Raw genomic sequence first — 18378 nt, forward strand, 5'->3', positions numbered from 1 at the left:
TCAACGGATTAAAATTCGTTGCTAGAATATGGGGTGTTCCTTCGTAACTATTGGAAAGAGCCATTGGCTCGACCAATATTGTAGGGATGGATTTTAATCCATCCAATAATAAATTTGTCGGAGCATTTGAATTCCGTAGGAATGGCGCATGTTAAAAATCCCAATCTATACATTCTTTTTTGCTTTGATTGTATATGTATTGCGTGAATTTCAAAACAAAAAAACCTCCCCAAAAAATAATTTGAGGAGGCTCCTTTTTAAGCAGGTGATCTTGCAATCGACCAACTTATGAACAAAACAAAGGTATTATTGAATTAGTAAGCTAAAATTTCCAGCGGACAAAAGCTTCCATTGCGGCATAACGCGACAAACCTAAATGATTGTACAATTGAGCTGTTTCGCTGTTTCGGTCCTCGGCTCTTTGCCAAAATTCTCGGGCATCGGTTCCCTGAAAAACAACACCGTCTTTTTGAGATTGATGTTTGAAGATTCCGTGACGTTTTTCGAGCACCTGATCGGGGCTCATGGGTACCGCCATTTCGACCTCATCGATTCCCCATTCCTGCCATGCCCCACGATACAGCCAGACCCAGCAATCCTTCATAAAAGGTTTTGGTTTCAGTGCTTTTACAGCTTCAAAGATCGCGTCCAGACATACTTTATGCGTTCCGTGCGGATCGGCTAAATCTCCCGCGGCATAGATTTGGTGTGGTTTGATTTTTTCAATTAAATCTATAGTCAGTTGAATATCTTCCTTGCCTAAAGGTTTTTTTTCAATCGTTCCGGTTTCGTAAAAGGGAAGTTCCATAAAATGAATCTGTTCGTCCGGCAAGCCTACAAAATGGCTGGTGGCGCGTGCTTCTCCTTTTCGGATTAGGCCTTTTAAATATCGAACTTCGGGAATATCTATTTCACTTGCCTTTTTATTTTTTAAAAAGTTTAAGGCCTTTTTGTAGATGTCTTCGGCTTCGGTATTTTTTATTCCGAACTTGTCATTGTAATCGCAAACAAATCTGGCAAATCTAAGGGCTTCATCATCAGCAACGGCAATGTTACCTGAGGTTTGATAGGCAACATGTACTTCGTGTCCTTGCTGCTGAAGGCGCATAAAAGTTCCACCCATACTGATAATGTCATCATCGGGATGCGGACTAAAAATCAAAACTTTTTTTCTGGCTGGTTCTGCTCTTTCCGGGCGATGGGTATCGTCAGCATTTGGTTTACCTCCCGGCCAGCCTGTAATTGTATTTTGAAGTTTGTTGAATATCTTAATGTTAATGTCGTATGCCGGACCTGAATCGGCCAGTAAGTCGCTCATTCCGTTCTCGATATAGTCGGCATCGGTAAGCATCAAAATTGGTTTCTTTAAATCCAGTGCCAATCCTAAAACTGCTTTTCGGATTAGTTTATCGGTCCAGACGATTTTTTCAACCAGCCAGGGTCTGTTGATGCGGGTTAGTTTTGAGGAAGCTTCCTTGTCCAGAACAAAAACGGCATTGTTGTGTTCCTGTAAAAAGGAGGCCGGAATTTGATTGGTCACTTCTTCTTCAACCGATTTTTTAATGATATTGGATTTCCCTTCGCCCCAGGCCATTAAAATGACCTGTTTGGCTTCCATTATTTTTTTGACTCCAAGTGTAATGGCCGTTCTTGGCGTGTTGCTTAGACCCGAAAAATCTCCACTGGCCGCCACTCTCGTAATGTGATCCAGTGCTACCAGACGTGTTTTGGAGTTTTGTAACGATCCGGATTCATTAAATCCAATATGACCGTTTCCGCCAATTCCGAGAATTTGCAGATCGATGCCGCCCAAAGCTTCGATTTTGGCTTCGTAATTGTAGCAGTAATCCGCGATTTCTTCTTTGGATAATGTTCCGTCAGGGATATGGTAGTTTTCAGGTAAAATATCCACCTGATCCAACAGCAACTCTTTCATAAATCGAACGTAACTGTTGATGGAATCCGGTTCCATCGGATAATATTCGTCCAGATTGAAAGTAATTACGTTTTTAAAACTTAAACCTTCTTCTTTGTGCAAACGAACCAGTTCAGCGTACAATCCTTTTGGAGAAGAACCTGTGGCTAAACCTAATACACAGGATTCGTTGCTTTTTTGTTTCGATTGAATTAGCGCTGCGATTTGCTGTGCTACTGCTTTAGAGGCTTCGGTTGAATTTTCGAAAACAACCGTATTGATATTTTCAAATCGTTTCTCGAAGCCCGTTGCTTTATCTATGGTGCTTTTTATCATTTTAATTTATTTTTGCCCTTTTAGAATATGGTATTCAAAAGGTTTAGATAACTATTCTTCGTTAGAAGGTTTTCCTATTGTCGCTAGTATTCCACCGTCAACATACACAATATGACCGTTTACAAAATCACTTGCTTTTGAACTTAAAAAGATCGCAGCTCCTTGTAAATCGTCAGGATCTCCCCAACGACCTGCGGGAGTTCTTCCCATAATAAATTCATTAAACGGATGTCCGTTTACTCTGATAGGTGCTGTCTGGCTTGTGGCAAAATAGCCTGGGCCAATTCCGTTAGTCTGAATGTTGAATTTTGCCCATTCGGTAGCCATATTTTTGGTTAGCATTTTTAGTCCGCCTTTGGCAGAAGCGTAGGCACTTACAGAGTCTCTTCCCAGTTCGCTCATCATCGAACACATGTTGATGATTTTTCCTCCTCCACGGGCAATCATTCCTTTTGCTACATTTTTAGATACAATAAAAGGTCCGGTGAGATCTACTTTTATTACTGCTTCAAAGTCTGCAACTTCCATTTCTATGATTGGAGTTCTTTTGATAATTCCGGCATTATTGATTAAAATATCGATCGGACCCACTTCGGCCTCAATTTTACTGATGGCTGCAATTACGGCCGCTTCGTTTGTTACATCAAATAGGTAGCCAAAGGCCTCAATTCCTTCTGATTTGTATTCAGCAATTGCATTATCAACAGCTTCTTGTGAGGAATGGTCGTTTACAACAATTTTTGCTCCTGCATGTCCAAGTCCTTTGGCCATTGCCATTCCTAAACCATGAACTCCTCCTGTAATGAGTGCTGTTTTTCCCGTTAAATCAAATAAGTTAATTGACATTTTTTGTTTGTTTTTGGTTATTAGTAATTTTAATTTGTTTTCGTCTTGTATGTTCATTTAAACACATAGAAACATAGATTTTTTGGAACTAAAAGAATACTAGAGAGAAACTCATTTCTTTCTCATAGTTCTTTGTGTTTTATTTCGAGTGAAACGTTTTTGATACGTGATGTAAACTATGTTTCTGTGTGTTAAAAAAATAGGCACAAAGTTGTTTTACTGTTATTTTACACTGACCGTTAAAGGATTTTTCAGCTCTTCATTAAAATGGTCGAGGTAATTGAACCATTGTTTGGCCGAAGTGATTTTCCCGGCCTTGTCCCAGGCAGCTCCTGTGTAGTAGACAAGAGGTTCATTATTTCTTACAGTGGTTTGGGTGAGTAATTGTTCTTTGTTTACCCACATTGCATTTGCCGGAGTTGTTAAGATGGAACCAACTCCGGTGGTACCTTCTTTGTCAAAAGCAGGTTCCCAATATCCCATTACGCCTTGCTGTTCGTTTAAAGAAAGAACACCTGCTTTTTCCCGTCTTATAATCCCGACAACGACAGGTAGTGGATTTTTATCATCAAACGTATAAATATTCTCAATTCGGTTGAGTTGTGAACCGGCATCTATAGAAATGATTTTTGTGGCTTTGACTTTTATGCCGCCTGCATTCCAAGCATCAAAGGTTAGCTGAAATGTGGTGCGTAAAGGCCCTTTATCCAATATTTTCCATTGGTGGTAATTGCCCGAATATCGGATGGTATCTTTTATATAAGGTGCCATATTTCCTGCTCCTAAAGTGTGTCCCACGTGATAATAGTCTAATCCGTCACCATGGTCGATGTGATAGTCGTTGCGTTTGTAACGATCGTTTAGGACTAATTTATCGGTTCGTTTCACCCATACATCATAACCGTAAGCATCTCCTTCTGTTTTTTCAAGGGCCTTTCCGTAGGCACGGAAAGCAATTTTATCATTTTCCCAGGCAAAATCATCCAAACGTTCCGGGACGTAACGGGCATATGTTTTGACAGCAAAAGGTTCCGGTTTTCCTTTTTGAATGGAAAGATTCAGAGATGCTTTTGCTTTTAGATCAACTTGTACCAATAAATTTTGAATGGCAGTTTTGCCGCGATGTTCTAACTGATACGGAATTTGTTTTTTGGTGAGAGTATTCAATACGACAAAATTGGCCGTGTCTATTTGCGGATAGGAGGAAAGTACCGATTTCCAAGGGATGGCTATAACTGTTTCTTTGCGATCTAAGGCTGAACTATTGTGAAGGATTGCCGTTGCTTTTGTTTGTGCGATTATAGTAACAGGCAAAACGAAAGTCAGTACAAGGAGGCGTTTCATTATTTTCATAAAGGGTATTTTAATTTTTAAACATTGTTCTGGGTTGGCTTTTCTCGAGAAAACAGTTCGATTAAGGCATAGTTTGGGCCTTCCTGTTCCAGAATGAATGTTTCATCTGGATAGGATTATGATTTTCAAAACTGAAATTCGGGAATGAGCTGAGCCTTTTTTAAGGCCTTATTTTAGCTGATATCTAACGCAATGCGATCAGGTTTTAGTGCGACTGTTTTTTTCGTTTGGCATGGTAAAGTCGTTTGTGTTGTTGTAATTATTCTGGTGTAGGATCGATTTTGGCTAAATACTCGCTCGGCATACAGCCATAGTGCTGTTTAAAGGCGGTAGAAAAATAAGAAGGGGAGTTGAAGCCACACATGTATGTAATTTGCGCAATGGTGTAGCGTTTGCTCTGCATCAGCTCAACAGCTTTTTTAAATCGGATTCGTTTTATAAAATCCATAGCAGATTCTCCGGTAATGGCTTTTAGTTTTAAATATAGATTCGATCGGCTCATTCCGATTTCTTTACTAAACTGATCCACCGAAAACTCAGAGTTCGCTAAATGGTCTTCGACAATACGAATGGCCTGTTTTAAGAATTCCTCGTCGAGCGTATTAAAAGCAATATTTTCAGGAACCATTTCTTTTCCAACAGAGTAATATTCTTTTAGTCTTTTGCGTGAGCGCAACAGATTGGTGATTTTCGCTGCCAGTAAAGGTGTCGAAAAGGGTTTTGTAATATAATCGTCGGCACCCATCTCGAGCCCTTTTAATTGTTGGCTGGTTTCGGTTCTTGCTGTTAAAAGCATCAATGGAATGTGCGATGTATTGATGTTTTGTTTGACGCGTTTGCAAAAATGAAGACCATCCAGCTCGGGCATCATGACATCACTGATGATCAGGTCAAAAGGCTGAAGTTCCAGAAGTTCCAGCGCCATTTGCCCGTTGTAGGCCACGGTAACGTCGTATATTTTACTAAAATAGTCGTGTAAATAATCTAAAATTTCCTTGTTGTCGTCTACAATTAGAAGTTTAATGGGTTGATTACTTTCGATTATCTCATTTTCTTCAGGCAGTAAAGAATCTTCATTTTCAAGGTCATTATCCGACAGTATAGACAAGTCATAAGCGGACGCTTCAACGTGCTGATCGTTTTTGTAGGTGGCATCTGAAATCGGAATGGTTACGGTAAAACTGCTTCCTTCCTGCATTTTACTTTCGGCTGTAATTTCACCATGATGCAATTCGACCAGGCGTTTGGTAAAGGCCAAACCAACACCGGAACCCAAATTCATTTCGCGGTTGTTTACCTGATAGAAACGGTCGAAAACCTTCGATAAATCTTCCGCACTAATTCCGACCCCCGTGTCAGTGACTTTTATTTGTACCGTATCATTTTTCTTCGATAACATTACCGCAATACTTTGTCCTGTCTTAGTATATTTAAAGGCATTGGATAAAAGATTGAACAGGATTTTCTCCATTGCATCTTTATCAAAATAAAACGACAATTGCGGTTCTTCGGAATGATACGTATAATGAATGCTGTTTTTCTCGGAAAGCGGTTTAAACGATTCAAAAATCTCTTGTGTGAAGCTCACTATATTGCCTTTGCCTACTTTTAATTGTCGGGTACCCATTTCGGTTTTTCTAAACTCAAAAAGCTGATCGACCAAATTATAGAGTCTTTTGGCATTGATAAACATTAATTCATGTTTCTTTTTGGAAATCTTATCGGCAAACGGCATTTTTAAAAGTTCTTCCAGAGGCGCTAAAATCAAGGTTAAGGGTGTTCTTAATTCATGAGAAACATTGGTAAAGAAATCCATTTTTACCTGATTGATGTAGTTTACGCGTTCTTTATCGATTCGTTCCAGTTTTAATTGCTGCACGGCTTTTATTCTTTCTTTTATAATTTTAAAACCAATATAAGCCGCAGTACCAATGATGGTTAGTAACAACAGTGAAAACCAGATGGTTTTGTACCAGGGCGGAAGAATGGCGATTTTTAAGTTTCGAACCGCACTCATTTCTCCGTTGGGTCCAATGGCTTTGATTTGGAAATTGTATTTTCCTGCGGGCAGGTTGCTATAGCTTACTTTTAATTCGTCTGTTCGCTGCCAGTCTTTATCGATTCCTTCCAACTTGTAGTAATAATAAGTTCGATTAGAAGAAATGTAATTAAACGTATTAAAAAAGATACTGAATTGTTTGTATTCAGGGCCAATTTCTAATTCGTTGCTCTGGTCAATATGTTCTTCGAGTATGTCGGTATCATCACCGGCAGCAACGGTTTTATTTAATACTTCTAAAGCGGTAAAACTTAATTTTAACGGAAGTGCCTGCTGTTTTACCATGGCCGGATAGAAATAGGTGAGCCCCTTAATTCCGCCAAAAAGCAGCATACCGTCTTTGGCTTTGCAAAAGGCATAATCGTTGAACTGCTTGTTTTGTAAACCGTCACTTTCGTCAAAAGTCTGTACGAAACCATTGTCCGGATTAAATTTGATTAATCCGTTGTTGGTTGAAATCCATAAACTTCCTTCATCGTCCGGAATAATACCGTAAATGGTTTCTTTAACGAAATCTTTTCGGGCTTTAATGGTTTTGAAAGATTCCTGAGTTTCATCATACAAACGCAATCCTTCGCGGGTACCAACCCAGATCCTGCGTTTGGGATCTTCGGTGATACAGTTGACAATGTCGTCGCTTAATTTTCCGTGGCCAATAGCGCCAAATAAATTGGTGTCCGGATAAAAGAGTGTCACGCCGTTAGTAGTTCCAATCCAGATTCGGTTTTTACTGTCTTCAAACAGAAAAGTAATGGCGTCTGATGTTAAACGCTTTCCCGCTTTGTCCAGATGAATATGAGTAAAAGTTTTTGTTTCGGGATGAAACTGATCTAAACCGGTTCTTGTGCCGACCCAAATTCGGCCTTTAGAATCTTTAAGCAGTGCGTAGACTAAATTTCCTGCAATACTGTTAGGATTTTTTTCATCATGAAGAAATCGCTGTGCTGTTCCCGATTTTGGATTAAGATAGTTCATTCCTCCGTTATGGGTGCCAATAAGTACATTGCCATTATCATCAAAAGCAATGGCTTTGATATTGTTCGAACTTAAACTGTTTGGGTTGTTTTCGCTATTCGAAAAATAGCTAATGGTGTTGGCATTTTTGTTCCATAAGTTTATTCCTTTGTCATTAGTACCTATCCAGAAATTTCCTTTAGAATCTTGTTTGATTACTCCAATAACCTCATCGTTTAAGGATGGTTTTGCAGAGTTTTGGCTTAAAATATTAAATTTTATATCATTTTTATGATAGTAATTGATACCGCCATAGTAGGTTCCGAGCCAGATTCCGTTTTGCTTGTCCTTCAAAAAACAGCGCACCGAATTTTGTGCTATTGTGTACGGTTGTGAAATTTGATGGTAATAATTTTTAAAAGAATTTGCAGCTGGATTGTAAATGGAAAGACCTCTAAAAGTACCAAACCAAATATTGCCTTCTGTATCCTTGCCCACGCAACGAATGTTATTATCCGCTATACTGTTTGATGATGAGCTGTGCAGAAGAGTAGAAGTCTGCCGGTTTTGACCCTTATACAAAATCACTCCGTAACCTTCTGTTGCAACCCATAAGTTCTTACCATCTATAAAAACACTATTGACGTAAGGTTTGTTAAATCCTAAATTCAGTTTTTTTAGCTCATGTGTTTTGGGATTTAATTGAAAAAGGCCCACATCTGTACCTAAAATGAGCTGCTCCTGCCAAAAACCGATATAAGCAATCTCTTTTATTTCGTGGGAAGAGGCTTTGAATTTAATAGTTGTAATTTTTCCATCTTTTGGCGAAAGAACAAAAATTTCTCCTGTAATTGAGGAAGCCCAAATGCGATGTTCGCTGTCTTCTGTAATAGATGAAATATACCATTCACCTAAACTTTTTGGGAACGGGTAATTTGTAAAGTTGTCTGTATCATAATTATAAACACTTAAACCCTGATTGCCGCCTATCCATAATTGCCCTTTATGATCGGTAAACAAACTTCGGATGAAATAGGACTGTAAACTATTTTTAGCATTTTTTAAAGGACGATAAACTTTAAAACCTTTACTGTCATAACGATTTAATCCGTCCTGAGTACCAATCCAGATAAAACCCAACGTATCCTGTGCTATGGCAAAAACAGAACTTTGTGAGAGGCCTTTATCAACCGAAATCGTACGGAAGTATCGATCCTGTACCTGAGCCTGACTTTTAGCGGCAAAAAGTATAAAATAGAAAAGCACAGCTATGGCAATCGTTTTCTTCATGAAAGTTTCAATTTTAATTGTTTGTGTTTATTTTCTTTTATTTAAATCTTTGGTTTGAAATAAAAGTCATTGGTTAAAGGAATCAAAAAATCTTCTAAATCTGTTGAATCTGCATGAAAAAAAATAAACACATAGAAACATAGATTTTTAAACTCGAAATCAGAGTGTTTTTAGAAAATAGCATTTTTTCGCATGGCCCTTTGTGTTTAATAGTTTATTGGTAATTTAACCCTAAATTTAAAGAAAAAGCAAACATCCTTTCTGTTTTTAATTCTTGTCGTATTTGGCTACATCCGGTAATTCATCAACAGCTTCCTGTTTGTCTACTTTAGTACCTTTCATTTCCAGCAATACAGAACTTCCTTCAATTTTAGGTGAAAATGTTTTACCTTCAAATTTAATGGGTAAACTTCCGTAGCTAAATAATGATTTCACAGTTTTTCCGACAACTTGTAAGGCAGCTGTTTTTTCGCCGTCTAATTGTACCTGAATGTCCCAGTCCCCAACCTGAAAATGGGATAAACCGTTGTTGTCTGATCCTGTTTTAATGACTTCAGTTTTGCCGTCTTTTACTTGTATAATGGTCAGGTATCTGAATTTTTGTTTGGCTTCAGAAGTGACTCCCGCATGCCATTGGTTTTTAAAGTCTTTGATTTCACCTTCGTCATTGGTTACTTTATTCCAGTTGACAGCCGCTTCGTAAAATTTATTGTGTACCGTCATTTTTAGTGGACTGTTTGCAAAAATACTGGCGTTTACATTTCCTAAATCGGTTTGTACTGTGAAATTTTGCTGTTTGGCATTCGCTGAATTTTGTCCTTCAATGGTATAGTACGGACAATGAAACTGAGTGGTCCATTTTACAGGATTTTTGGCTTCCAGTTCGTCATACAAAACAATATAGCCGCCTTCTAGCTGTAGCATATGTCTGCGGTACAGGGTTACACCGGATTCTCCGTAACCATTTGCTTTGCCGGGTACTACATTAATTTGTTTAAACCTGTTGAGCCAGAAATCACTTTTAATGTCGCCATAAGCATTGCTGGCATCTCCTAGAGCGTACTGGATGTGTTGTCCTGAGATAGCTCTCGGAATCCATCCGTAACCTTCTTCTCCAATTTTTTGATTCAGACTGTCGGCTAAAATCGTGTTATAAGCTTTGGAGGATCTGTAATGTAAAAGATTGTGTTTGTCGCTGAAATTACTGTAATATCCTGTTCCGCCAAAGAGCACTTTTCCTTTATAATTAATTGTAAAAGCATTTTGCGAAGCGTGACCGTGTCCCGAAGAACCAAACGGGCTGCTGAATAAATAACTGCTGAGAGTTTTATTGGCTTTTGCCAGATCTTCGTGCATGGCTACAACGCCCACATCGGCAAATTTGCGTGTTTTAGGCAGTTTTTCGGGAGAGGTTGCAGGTAAGTCTCTATTTGGTTTGTAATTCAGTAACCTGAAGAATAAAAAATCATCGGTGCCGTGATAGTAGGCCGGATAATCTCTTTTTATTTCGTCAACATACCAGTTTAGATACGGATTATTCATTCGATAAGTCAAAGCATCGGCAAACCAGGCTTCACCTTTTACAATGTACGGAATGTTTTCCCACATGTCGCCAATAGCAGTGCTTGCCGCACCGTTTGGATGTGTGTATAGCATGTAGTAGGGAAGATTTTGCATCCACGGTAATTTAAAATAATCAACACCGCTAAAGTCACCAAACATTTGAGACAGGTAAATAATCGATTTAAAGTTCACTCTGAAATAACCGTTTCCTTCATGCCATCCACCATCGGTAGTGCCCAATACCGGAAAACGTGCCGACCAGACTTCGTACATATAGGTGAGCCATTCTTTGGCTTCGGGTACATCGTTTATTACTGCTACTGTCGCTATGGCAAGGTTGCGCAATGTGATTTGCCAAACGTGATTGTCGCTCACATGCAGCTCAAAACGATTTGGTAAATGATCGTAAACTCTTTTGGCTCTGAGCGTAATAATGTTTTTAAAGATTTCTTTTTCCTGCGGCGTTAAAAAATCATAACCGGTATCGTAAAACCAGCCCAGGGCTTCCAGTACGGCACCACTTGTGAAATCGTCACCTGTTGCTAAGCCGTCAGGGTTCATGTTGGCAAGGTTTAAGGCTCTGCGTTTGGCATCTAAAATGAAACGTTTGTCTTTGGTGAGCTGATAGGCGATACATAAATTACGAACCGGATTTCCAACAGCATCCCCAAATCCGTGATACATTCTTTCTACAATAATTTTCTTTTCCAACGGATTTTTGCCCGTAGTATCAATTACTCTTTGCGGTTTTTCTGTTGGAAGAGGGGCCAGCATTAATTTTTCTGCGAAAGCAATAAATTTTTTAGCTTCAGGATTGTCCAGATTGTTGCGGTAAAAAGTCTCGCCAATGCGGTTCATATCCCATAAAAGAGGGTGAGCTCCTTCATTTCTTTTAAGGACTTCGTTAATGGGAGGAGATACTTTTTGTGCAGCATATTTGGGATCGATCACAAAATCGTAAGCAGGAGACCAGCTCCATTCATTGCTCCCTTTTAAGGCATAACCGTATTTCCAATACCATCTTCCGGCTTTTAGAGCCTGATGCAACGGATAAACCGCCCAACGTTGTTCGGCACTGGTAAATTGGTTTTTAGTGAAGTTTTCATCGCTTGCCAGCATCACTTTGTAGCGGACGTTACCAATATTTGGATCTTCGGGAATATCACTTCCGCTTTCCATTGGTGTTACCATTTTTTTTCCATTGGTTCCTGGCCAGAGCAGGGCCGGAGCATTGGTGGGTACCGTAATTCCGTTTACAGGATAAGGCCATTCACGTACTCTTGAATGTAATTTTTCGGCAGTGAGCTTAATTTCGGCAGGTTGTTGCGCAAATAATTTGCCACTTAGAATCAGTAAGATTGAAAAACTTATTTTTTTTATCATAGTAATCATTACTTATTTTTTAAATCATATTTTGCAACATCCGGTAACTCGTCGATTACTTCTTGTCGTGTTGGTTTAGTATTGGTTATCTCAACTAGCATTGAGCTTCCGCTGGTTTGATGCTCATACGTTTTCTTTCCTAATTTAATGGAAGAAGCACCATAATTAAAAGCCGAATTTAATTTTTCATTTTTAATGTCCAGCATCGGGGCTTCATCACTATTTAATTGTGCAGACAGTTGCCAATTGCCAAAATTCAGCTGAATGTTTCCATTCTCGAATACAGCAGATTTTATAACATCTCTAGATTTGCCATCGATTTGTATGATGGTCAGAAAGCGCATTTTTTTACTGGATACAGAAGTTATTCCGGCATGCCACTGATTTTTATATTCGAAAATTTTTCCATCTGATCCAGTGACTTTGTTCCAGTTTACGGCAGCTTCGGCAAATTTATCATGCACCTGCATTTTAAGTTCATTATGGGCAAAAACACTTGTATTGACTAAACCTACATCTGTTTTTACTGTAAAACTCTGCTGTCTACTGTTGGCTGTTTCTTTTGATTCGATTGTGTAATAAGGCACCTGGAATTGGGTAGTCCATTTTACCGGGTTCTCAGCTTCCAGCTCGTCGTAAATCACAACATAACCTTCTTCTAATTGCAAATAATGTCTGCGATAAAGTGTAATATTTCGTTGTCCGTATCCATTTGCTTCATTTGGTACGACATTAATTTTTTGAAAACGATCCAGCCAAAATTCATTAGTGATAGGACCGTAAGCTTTTGTAGCGTCACCCAACACATATTGAAGGTGTTTTCCTGTGATAAAACGAGGAGTCCAGCCATAGCCGTCTTCACCAATTTTTTGTCCCAAACTATCTGCTAAAATAGTTGAATAGGCTCTTGAAGTGCGATAGTCTAGTAGGTTGTGACGATCACTAAAATTACTGTAATAGCCGGTGCTTCCAAAAATTGTTTTGCCTTTATAGTTAATAGTAAATGCATTCTGTGAAGCATGACCGTGACCAGAAGAACCTATTGGACAGCTAAAGAAATAACTGCTTAAATTTTTAGAAGTATCAGATAAATTTTCATGCATGGCAGCGATGCCTACGTCTTTAAACCAACGTGATTTCGGAAGTTCATTAAATGACGATTCAGGGAGATTTCGTTCTGATTTATAGTTTATTAATCGATAAAGCAATAAATCATCTGTTCCTGTAAAGTAGTTAGGATAATCTTTTTTAATTGCCGCGACATAAGTATTAAGAAAAGGGTTGTTTATTCTATACGTAAGAGCATCAGCAAACGAAGCGTCTATTTTAGAAATATTAGGTTCTTTTTCCCACATGTCGCCCATAGCCATACATGATGCAGCAGATGGATGTGTGTATAGCAGAAAATAGGGAAGGTTTTGCATCCAGGGAAGTTGAAAATAATCTACACCGCTCAAATCGCCTAATAATTGAGATAAATAAATAAACGATCTAAAGTTTACTTTAAAATAGCCACTGCCTTCATGCCATCCGCCGTCATTATTACTTAAAATAGGGAATCGGGCAGACCAGACTTCATAAATATAAGTCAGCCATTTATTGGCTTCGGGCACTTCGTCAACGGTTGCTACGGCGCCTATTGCCAGATTTCGTAATGTAATCTGCCAAATGTGATTGTCGTTTATGTTGATTTCGAAGCGATTTGGAAGATGACGATAAATTCGCTCGCCGCGTAATTTGATAACAGATTTTAAAAATGTTTTTTCGTCAGAGGTTAGAAATTCAAAACCAGCATCATAAAACCATGCAACAGCTTCTAGTATTGCTCCTCCTGTAAAATCATCACGGGTTGCTAAACCGTCGGGATTCATGTTGGCAATATTGAAGGCTCTGCGTTTGGCATCCAAAATGAATCTTTTGTCTTTGGTTAACTGATACGCAATACAAAGGTTACGTACAGGATTACCCACCATATCTCCAAAGCCGTGATACATGGCCTCAATATTGATTTTTTTCTGAAGTTTAGATTTGCCAGTTGTATCGATGTAACGTCTTGGTTTTTCTTCGGGAAGCGGCTCCAGCATTAATTTTTCAGCGTAAGCGATAAATTTTTTAGCTTCAGGATTAGATAGGTTTTTTAAGTAAAAATCGTTCCCTATTTTGTTCATATTCCAAAGCCTCGGATGCTGTCCGTTTACACGCTGTAAAACCGTAGCAGCTGATGGTGAAACGGGATTGTTTACAGCTGCTGGACTAACAACAAAGTTGTATGCAGGTGACCAAACCCAGTTTTGTGCGCTTTTTTCGCGATAAGCATATTTCCAATACCATTTACCAGATTTTAAAGGCTGATGAAGCGGATACATAGCCCATTCCTGCTCTTCGCTACTGATTAAGTTTTGTTTAAAATCAGGATCAGAAGCCAGCATTACTTTATAAACCACATGGTGAATTTTTGGATCGATCGTAAAATCGTCTCCAATATCTCCTTGCAGCATAATTTTTTTCTCGCCATTTGTTCCCGGCCAAAGCAAAGCAGGTGCATTTGTATTGATAGTTACTCCATTCGCAGGATAAGGCCATTCTCTAAATCGGCCATGCAGTGTTTCGGCTGTTAATTTAATGGTCGCTGGCTGTTGACCATATATTTGAAATGTGATTACAAAAAGTAATAACATAAATGTTTTTTTATGCAACATAATCTTGTTTTTGGTTTACAACCCAGATTGAAAAGTATCTCCGTTTTCTTTACACCATTGTTTTAAATAACGACGCATTTCATTCAGCTGTTTTTTATAAGCTGAATTAACGGCTAGATTTGTAATTTCTCCTGGATCATTGGTTAGATTGAATAGTTGTTCTTTTAAATCGCCTTTATTGTAAACGATATACTTAAAATCTTTAGAAATTACAGCGCGTCCGCTAATATTTAAGAGCTCTTCGTTATCGGCAAAATCGGTTTCGATAACCAGAGTATCCCTTAGGATTTGGGTTGGATTGACTATTTTTTTACTGATGTCAATTCCTTTTAAATAGGCTGGTTTTGGTACTCCGGTGAAGCCGCAAATGGTTGGGATAATGTCGATACCGTTACAAACCAGAAGATCATCGGTACGGGGTTTCCATTCGCCTATTTTCGAAATGATAAAAGGTATTTTAGCAGATTCTTCGTAAAGTATTTGTTTCTGATTCCAACTGTGGCCGGCATATCCGTCGCCATGATCTGCCGTAAAAATGATAATCGTGTTTTTTTCGATGTTGTATTTTTTCAAAGAGGCGAGTACCATTTCAATGTAACCGTCTACTTTTTCAACTAAACGATTGTAGGCCCAACGGTACTGACGCCATTGATCTGCACTCCAGTTTACAGTAGGATAGGTTCTGAAACTGACTTTTTGCTGCTCGCGGACAATTTTAGGTTCATAATCCGGGATTTTCCAGTTGGCGGGTAAGGGCGGACACTGAGCTGGCGGAGGTGCTTTTTCTAATACATCCATTTTTAAATCTTCGTCTCTGGCCCATTCGCAAATGTCATGCGGATTTAAAAAAGAAGCAACTAAGAGAAAAGGAGTGTTTTTGTTTTCTTTAATGAAGCGGGCACAAAAGGAAGGTGTCGCCGCATCGTTGTAATCCTGAAAATTGGTGTTTTCGATATATTCAAAACCATGCTGGCTTTTTTTGGCAGTGGGAACCGGAAGGTGCCATTTGCCTACATAACCGGTTTTGTATCCTCCGTTTTGGAAAATTTTCCCCATCATTAGTAAATCGTCCGGCCATTGACCGTCTTTTTCAGGAGCGTTGCCCACAAAGCCGGTTTCAAAAGGCATTTTCCCGCTCATGATGGCCGTGCGCGAAGGGGAACATAAAGGCTGAGCGCAATAGGCTTTGGTAAAACGGACTCCGTTTTGAGCGAGTTTGTCCATTGCTGGGGTATGGAGATCTTTGTTTCCTGCAATACTCATCGCATCGGCAGTTTGCTGATCGGTCATTATAATTAAAATATTAGGACGATCGCTGGTTTGAGCCCTGCTCACAGATGAAGCAGTGACCCAGGCTGCCATAGATAACAGTACTATTGTTTTTTTAAATATCATAATGCTCTGGTTTATTTAATAGCTGTTTTTTGTATGATTTAAAATCCACGGAAGGATAAAACGAATTTAGGTATCCTTGGTTTATGATCGTTTTGATTTTGTACAAAATGATATTAATTTTAATTAAAATCAAGGGCTACAAGGTATTTTACAATGACTTTGCACTTTAGTTTTATATTCCGCTTTTGAAAATATTTTTCAGTAGGGTCGTTTTATTAGTAATGATAGGTTTTGCACGGTACGCTAGAAATAAAATATAACCCAGCGTTACAAAAAGAAAAGACATGGCATAACGCAGTCCGATACAATCACCAAGAGTACCAATAATAAGAGGCACCAGTGCACCGCCAAAAATACCGGAACACAGAATTCCGGAAAATGAACCATGATGCTTATGGGTAGAATTTAGTGCCAGCGAAAATACAATTGAAAACATAACTGAAATGGTAAAACCTAAAGTGATAAATGCCGCAACGGCCAGTTTTGTATTGCCATACAATGCGGCAATTAAGACTATCATGGAGAAAATACTGGCTGTTTTTAAAACTATTTTAGAATCCCATAGTTTTAAAACAGCAAGTCCAAGCAAACAACCAAAAGTCATGGCTCCCCAAAACCAAGCAACAGCACTTGCACCTCCGGTAGCAGGATCAACCCGATGATAGCTTCTTAAAAATTCAGACATCCAGTTAGCCAATGATTGCTCGGTGCCTACATAAGCGATAATTCCTAAAAAGAAAAGCCAGATTTCTCGTTTCTTTAGTAAATCTATATATACTTGAAAAGTTCCGGTTTTTTCATCATCATTGCGTTTTACAATTGGTATTTTCAGCGGTGCGATTACCAAAAGAATTATTATAAAAATCAAAGTAAACAACCAGTATAAGATCGTCCAGTTGAGATCATTTTGAACAAGATTGTCAGAGATAAAAGTCAGAAAAGCAGTGTTTTGATGCAAGAGAGAGGTAAAGACAAACGGACTGATAAAAGAAGCTAATCCAAATGTTAGCTGTGCCATAACGGAGTAAAAAGCAAAGTTCTCTTCGCCACCTGCTGTGCGCATTAGCGGGTTAATAATAACCTGCAACATAGCCATGCCTAATCCAATTACAAATAAAGAGCTTAATGCAGTGCTATAAAGAGGATGTATAGCAAAGGCCAGTGAACCTGCCAGGTTTAAAGAAAAAGCAAGCAGCATTGCCTTTTTTTCTCCCATTTTTTCTATTAGTATTCCGGCCGGAATCGACATAATTCCGTAAGCCAAAAAGAACGAGAATGGTAAAAAAGCAGCCATTGTCAGGCTCAGTTTGTACGTTTGGATAATTATAGGCATTAATGGACCTAAAATGTTGGTTACAAAAGAGATTACGAACCAAATTATGAGAATCATTACCACAAGAAAATTATTTCGTTTCATAATGCTGTATTTTAAGTTTCTGAAATACATTTGCACTGCAGCCCAACATACCTGCGTTATTTCCTAATTCGGCCGAAACAATCTGTGTGTGAACCGAGGCAGCCGGAATTGATAAGGATTTTACTCGTTGTCTTAATTCATCGATATAAAAGGTGCCCGCTTCACTGATTCCTCCGCCTATAATTACTTTTTGCGGACTGCAGATGTTTATAAAACTAGCGATGCCTGCAGCTAAATAATCAAAATGACGTTCCATGGCACAAACGGCATGTTCTTCTCCAATACGATATTTTTCGATAATATATCGGCCATCAATTTCTTTGGAAGAAAGTTTATTTTTAGATGTATAATCTTCAATTAAAGCACTAACAGATGCATAAGCTTCCAGACAGCCACGTCCGCCGCAATTGCAGGCCAGACCATTTTGCTGTATTATGATATGTCCAAGTTCACCTCCGCGATTGTTGAAGCCGCCGTAAAGTTTTTTATTGATCATAATCGCTCCGCCTATACCTGTACCTACGGTTAGGAAAACGGCATCGGTACAATCTTTTGCGGCACCATAGGTTAGCTCCCCAAGTCCCATTAAGTTGGCGTCGTTATCTATAACGATAGGATGACCGGTTAGTTCTTTTAAAATATTGGCCAATGGTAGTTTTTGGAAACCGGGTAAATTATCTGCACCGCCAATGATTACACCATTTTCGACAAGACCCGGAAAACCAATGCCTACACCAGTAATTGTTTTTTTTACTTGCAAGGTGCATTGCCTGATTGCGTCTGCAATTAGCTGTATAATTTCTTCCTGTGTTCCGGCATTTTGTATGGGAACTAAAAAAGAGTGTAAAATTTTTCCTTTTTTATCGACAAGACCGCATTTAAGTGAAGTACCGCCAACATCGATTCCAACTGCATAAGATGATGGCAGTTCGGCATTATATAAGTTTATCATAATTGTAATTTTAATTACCCTCTTAAAGCGTTTGTTTTAACATCTAAGGATAAATTTGCACGCAACGTTTTAAGTAACATGAAATCAAAAATGAGGTTTTCAATTCAGACGAAACAATTAATGCAGAACGAGGTCCTGCATTAATGTTTTAAAAAGTTTTTTTACGAAGGGAATATGAATTCCTTCTCGTGTAATGAATTGTAAATATTTAACGGT

Annotated in this window: 9 protein-coding genes; all 9 read right to left on the bottom strand. The window is 38.7% G+C overall.

Annotated elements, in window-relative coordinates; translation table 11 throughout:
* Positions 1–322: 322 nt before the first annotated feature.
* Entirely contained in the window at positions 323–2251 is a 1929-nt protein-coding gene (gene nagB, locus FLA105534_RS12460; RefSeq protein ID WP_173966449.1) for a glucosamine-6-phosphate deaminase, read from the bottom strand.
* Between the two features lie 51 nt (positions 2252–2302).
* Complete coding sequence (locus tag FLA105534_RS12465; protein ID WP_173966450.1) at positions 2303–3097, bottom strand: gluconate 5-dehydrogenase; 795 nt, start codon at positions 3095–3097, stop codon at positions 2303–2305.
* Positions 3098–3319: 222 nt separating this feature from the next.
* Positions 3320–4450, bottom strand: a complete 1131-nt coding sequence (locus tag FLA105534_RS12470) for a DUF4861 family protein (RefSeq protein ID WP_246253233.1) — start codon at positions 4448–4450, stop codon at positions 3320–3322.
* A gap of 259 nt (positions 4451–4709) precedes the next feature.
* On the bottom strand, positions 4710–8753 hold the full coding sequence (locus FLA105534_RS12475; protein WP_173966451.1) for a hybrid sensor histidine kinase/response regulator transcription factor: 4044 nt from the start codon (positions 8751–8753) through the stop codon (positions 4710–4712).
* Positions 8754–9020: 267 nt separating this feature from the next.
* Entirely contained in the window at positions 9021–11708 is a 2688-nt protein-coding gene (locus FLA105534_RS12480; RefSeq protein ID WP_246253234.1) for a DUF4962 domain-containing protein, read from the bottom strand.
* On the bottom strand, positions 11708–14377 hold the full coding sequence (locus tag FLA105534_RS12485) for a DUF4962 domain-containing protein (RefSeq protein WP_173966452.1): 2670 nt from the start codon (positions 14375–14377) through the stop codon (positions 11708–11710). The genes FLA105534_RS12480 and FLA105534_RS12485 overlap by 1 nt, the downstream gene beginning before the upstream one ends.
* A 36-nt stretch (positions 14378–14413) precedes the next feature.
* The gene (locus tag FLA105534_RS12490; protein WP_246253235.1) at positions 14414–15793 is read right to left on the bottom strand and encodes a sulfatase family protein; all 1380 of its coding nucleotides are present in this window, start codon (positions 15791–15793) and stop codon (positions 14414–14416) included.
* A 172-nt stretch (positions 15794–15965) separates the two neighbouring features.
* Positions 15966–17210, bottom strand: a complete 1245-nt coding sequence (locus FLA105534_RS12495) for an MFS transporter (RefSeq protein ID WP_173966453.1) — start codon at positions 17208–17210, stop codon at positions 15966–15968.
* Entirely contained in the window at positions 17197–18162 is a 966-nt protein-coding gene (locus FLA105534_RS12500) for an ROK family protein (RefSeq protein ID WP_173966454.1), read from the bottom strand. Before FLA105534_RS12500 ends, FLA105534_RS12495 begins: the two co-directional genes overlap by 14 nt.
* Between the last annotated feature and the right edge of the window lie 216 nt (positions 18163–18378).

Source organism: Flavobacterium collinsii (genome assembly GCF_902804485.1).
GTDB classification, from domain to species: domain Bacteria; phylum Bacteroidota; class Bacteroidia; order Flavobacteriales; family Flavobacteriaceae; genus Flavobacterium; species Flavobacterium collinsii.

Excerpts from the sequence above, each read along its gene's own strand:
- FLA105534_RS12465 (WP_173966450.1), bottom strand. The coding sequence starts at position 3,097 with ATGTCAATTAACTTATTTGATTTAACGGGAAAAACAGCACTCATTACA.
- FLA105534_RS12495 (WP_173966453.1), bottom strand. The coding sequence starts at position 17,210 with ATGAAACGAAATAATTTTCTTGTGGTAATGATTCTCATAATTTGGTTC.
- FLA105534_RS12485 (WP_173966452.1), bottom strand. The coding sequence starts at position 14,377 with ATGTTATTACTTTTTGTAATCACATTTCAAATATATGGTCAACAGCCA.
- FLA105534_RS12480 (WP_246253234.1), bottom strand. The coding sequence starts at position 11,708 with ATGATTACTATGATAAAAAAAATAAGTTTTTCAATCTTACTGATTCTA.
- FLA105534_RS12475 (WP_173966451.1), bottom strand. The coding sequence starts at position 8,753 with ATGAAGAAAACGATTGCCATAGCTGTGCTTTTCTATTTTATACTTTTT.
- FLA105534_RS12500 (WP_173966454.1), bottom strand. The coding sequence starts at position 18,162 with ATGATAAACTTATATAATGCCGAACTGCCATCATCTTATGCAGTTGGA.
- FLA105534_RS12490 (WP_246253235.1), bottom strand. The coding sequence starts at position 15,793 with ATGATATTTAAAAAAACAATAGTACTGTTATCTATGGCAGCCTGGGTC.
- FLA105534_RS12470 (WP_246253233.1), bottom strand. The coding sequence starts at position 4,450 with ATGAAAATAATGAAACGCCTCCTTGTACTGACTTTCGTTTTGCCTGTT.
- nagB (WP_173966449.1), bottom strand. The coding sequence starts at position 2,251 with ATGATAAAAAGCACCATAGATAAAGCAACGGGCTTCGAGAAACGATTT.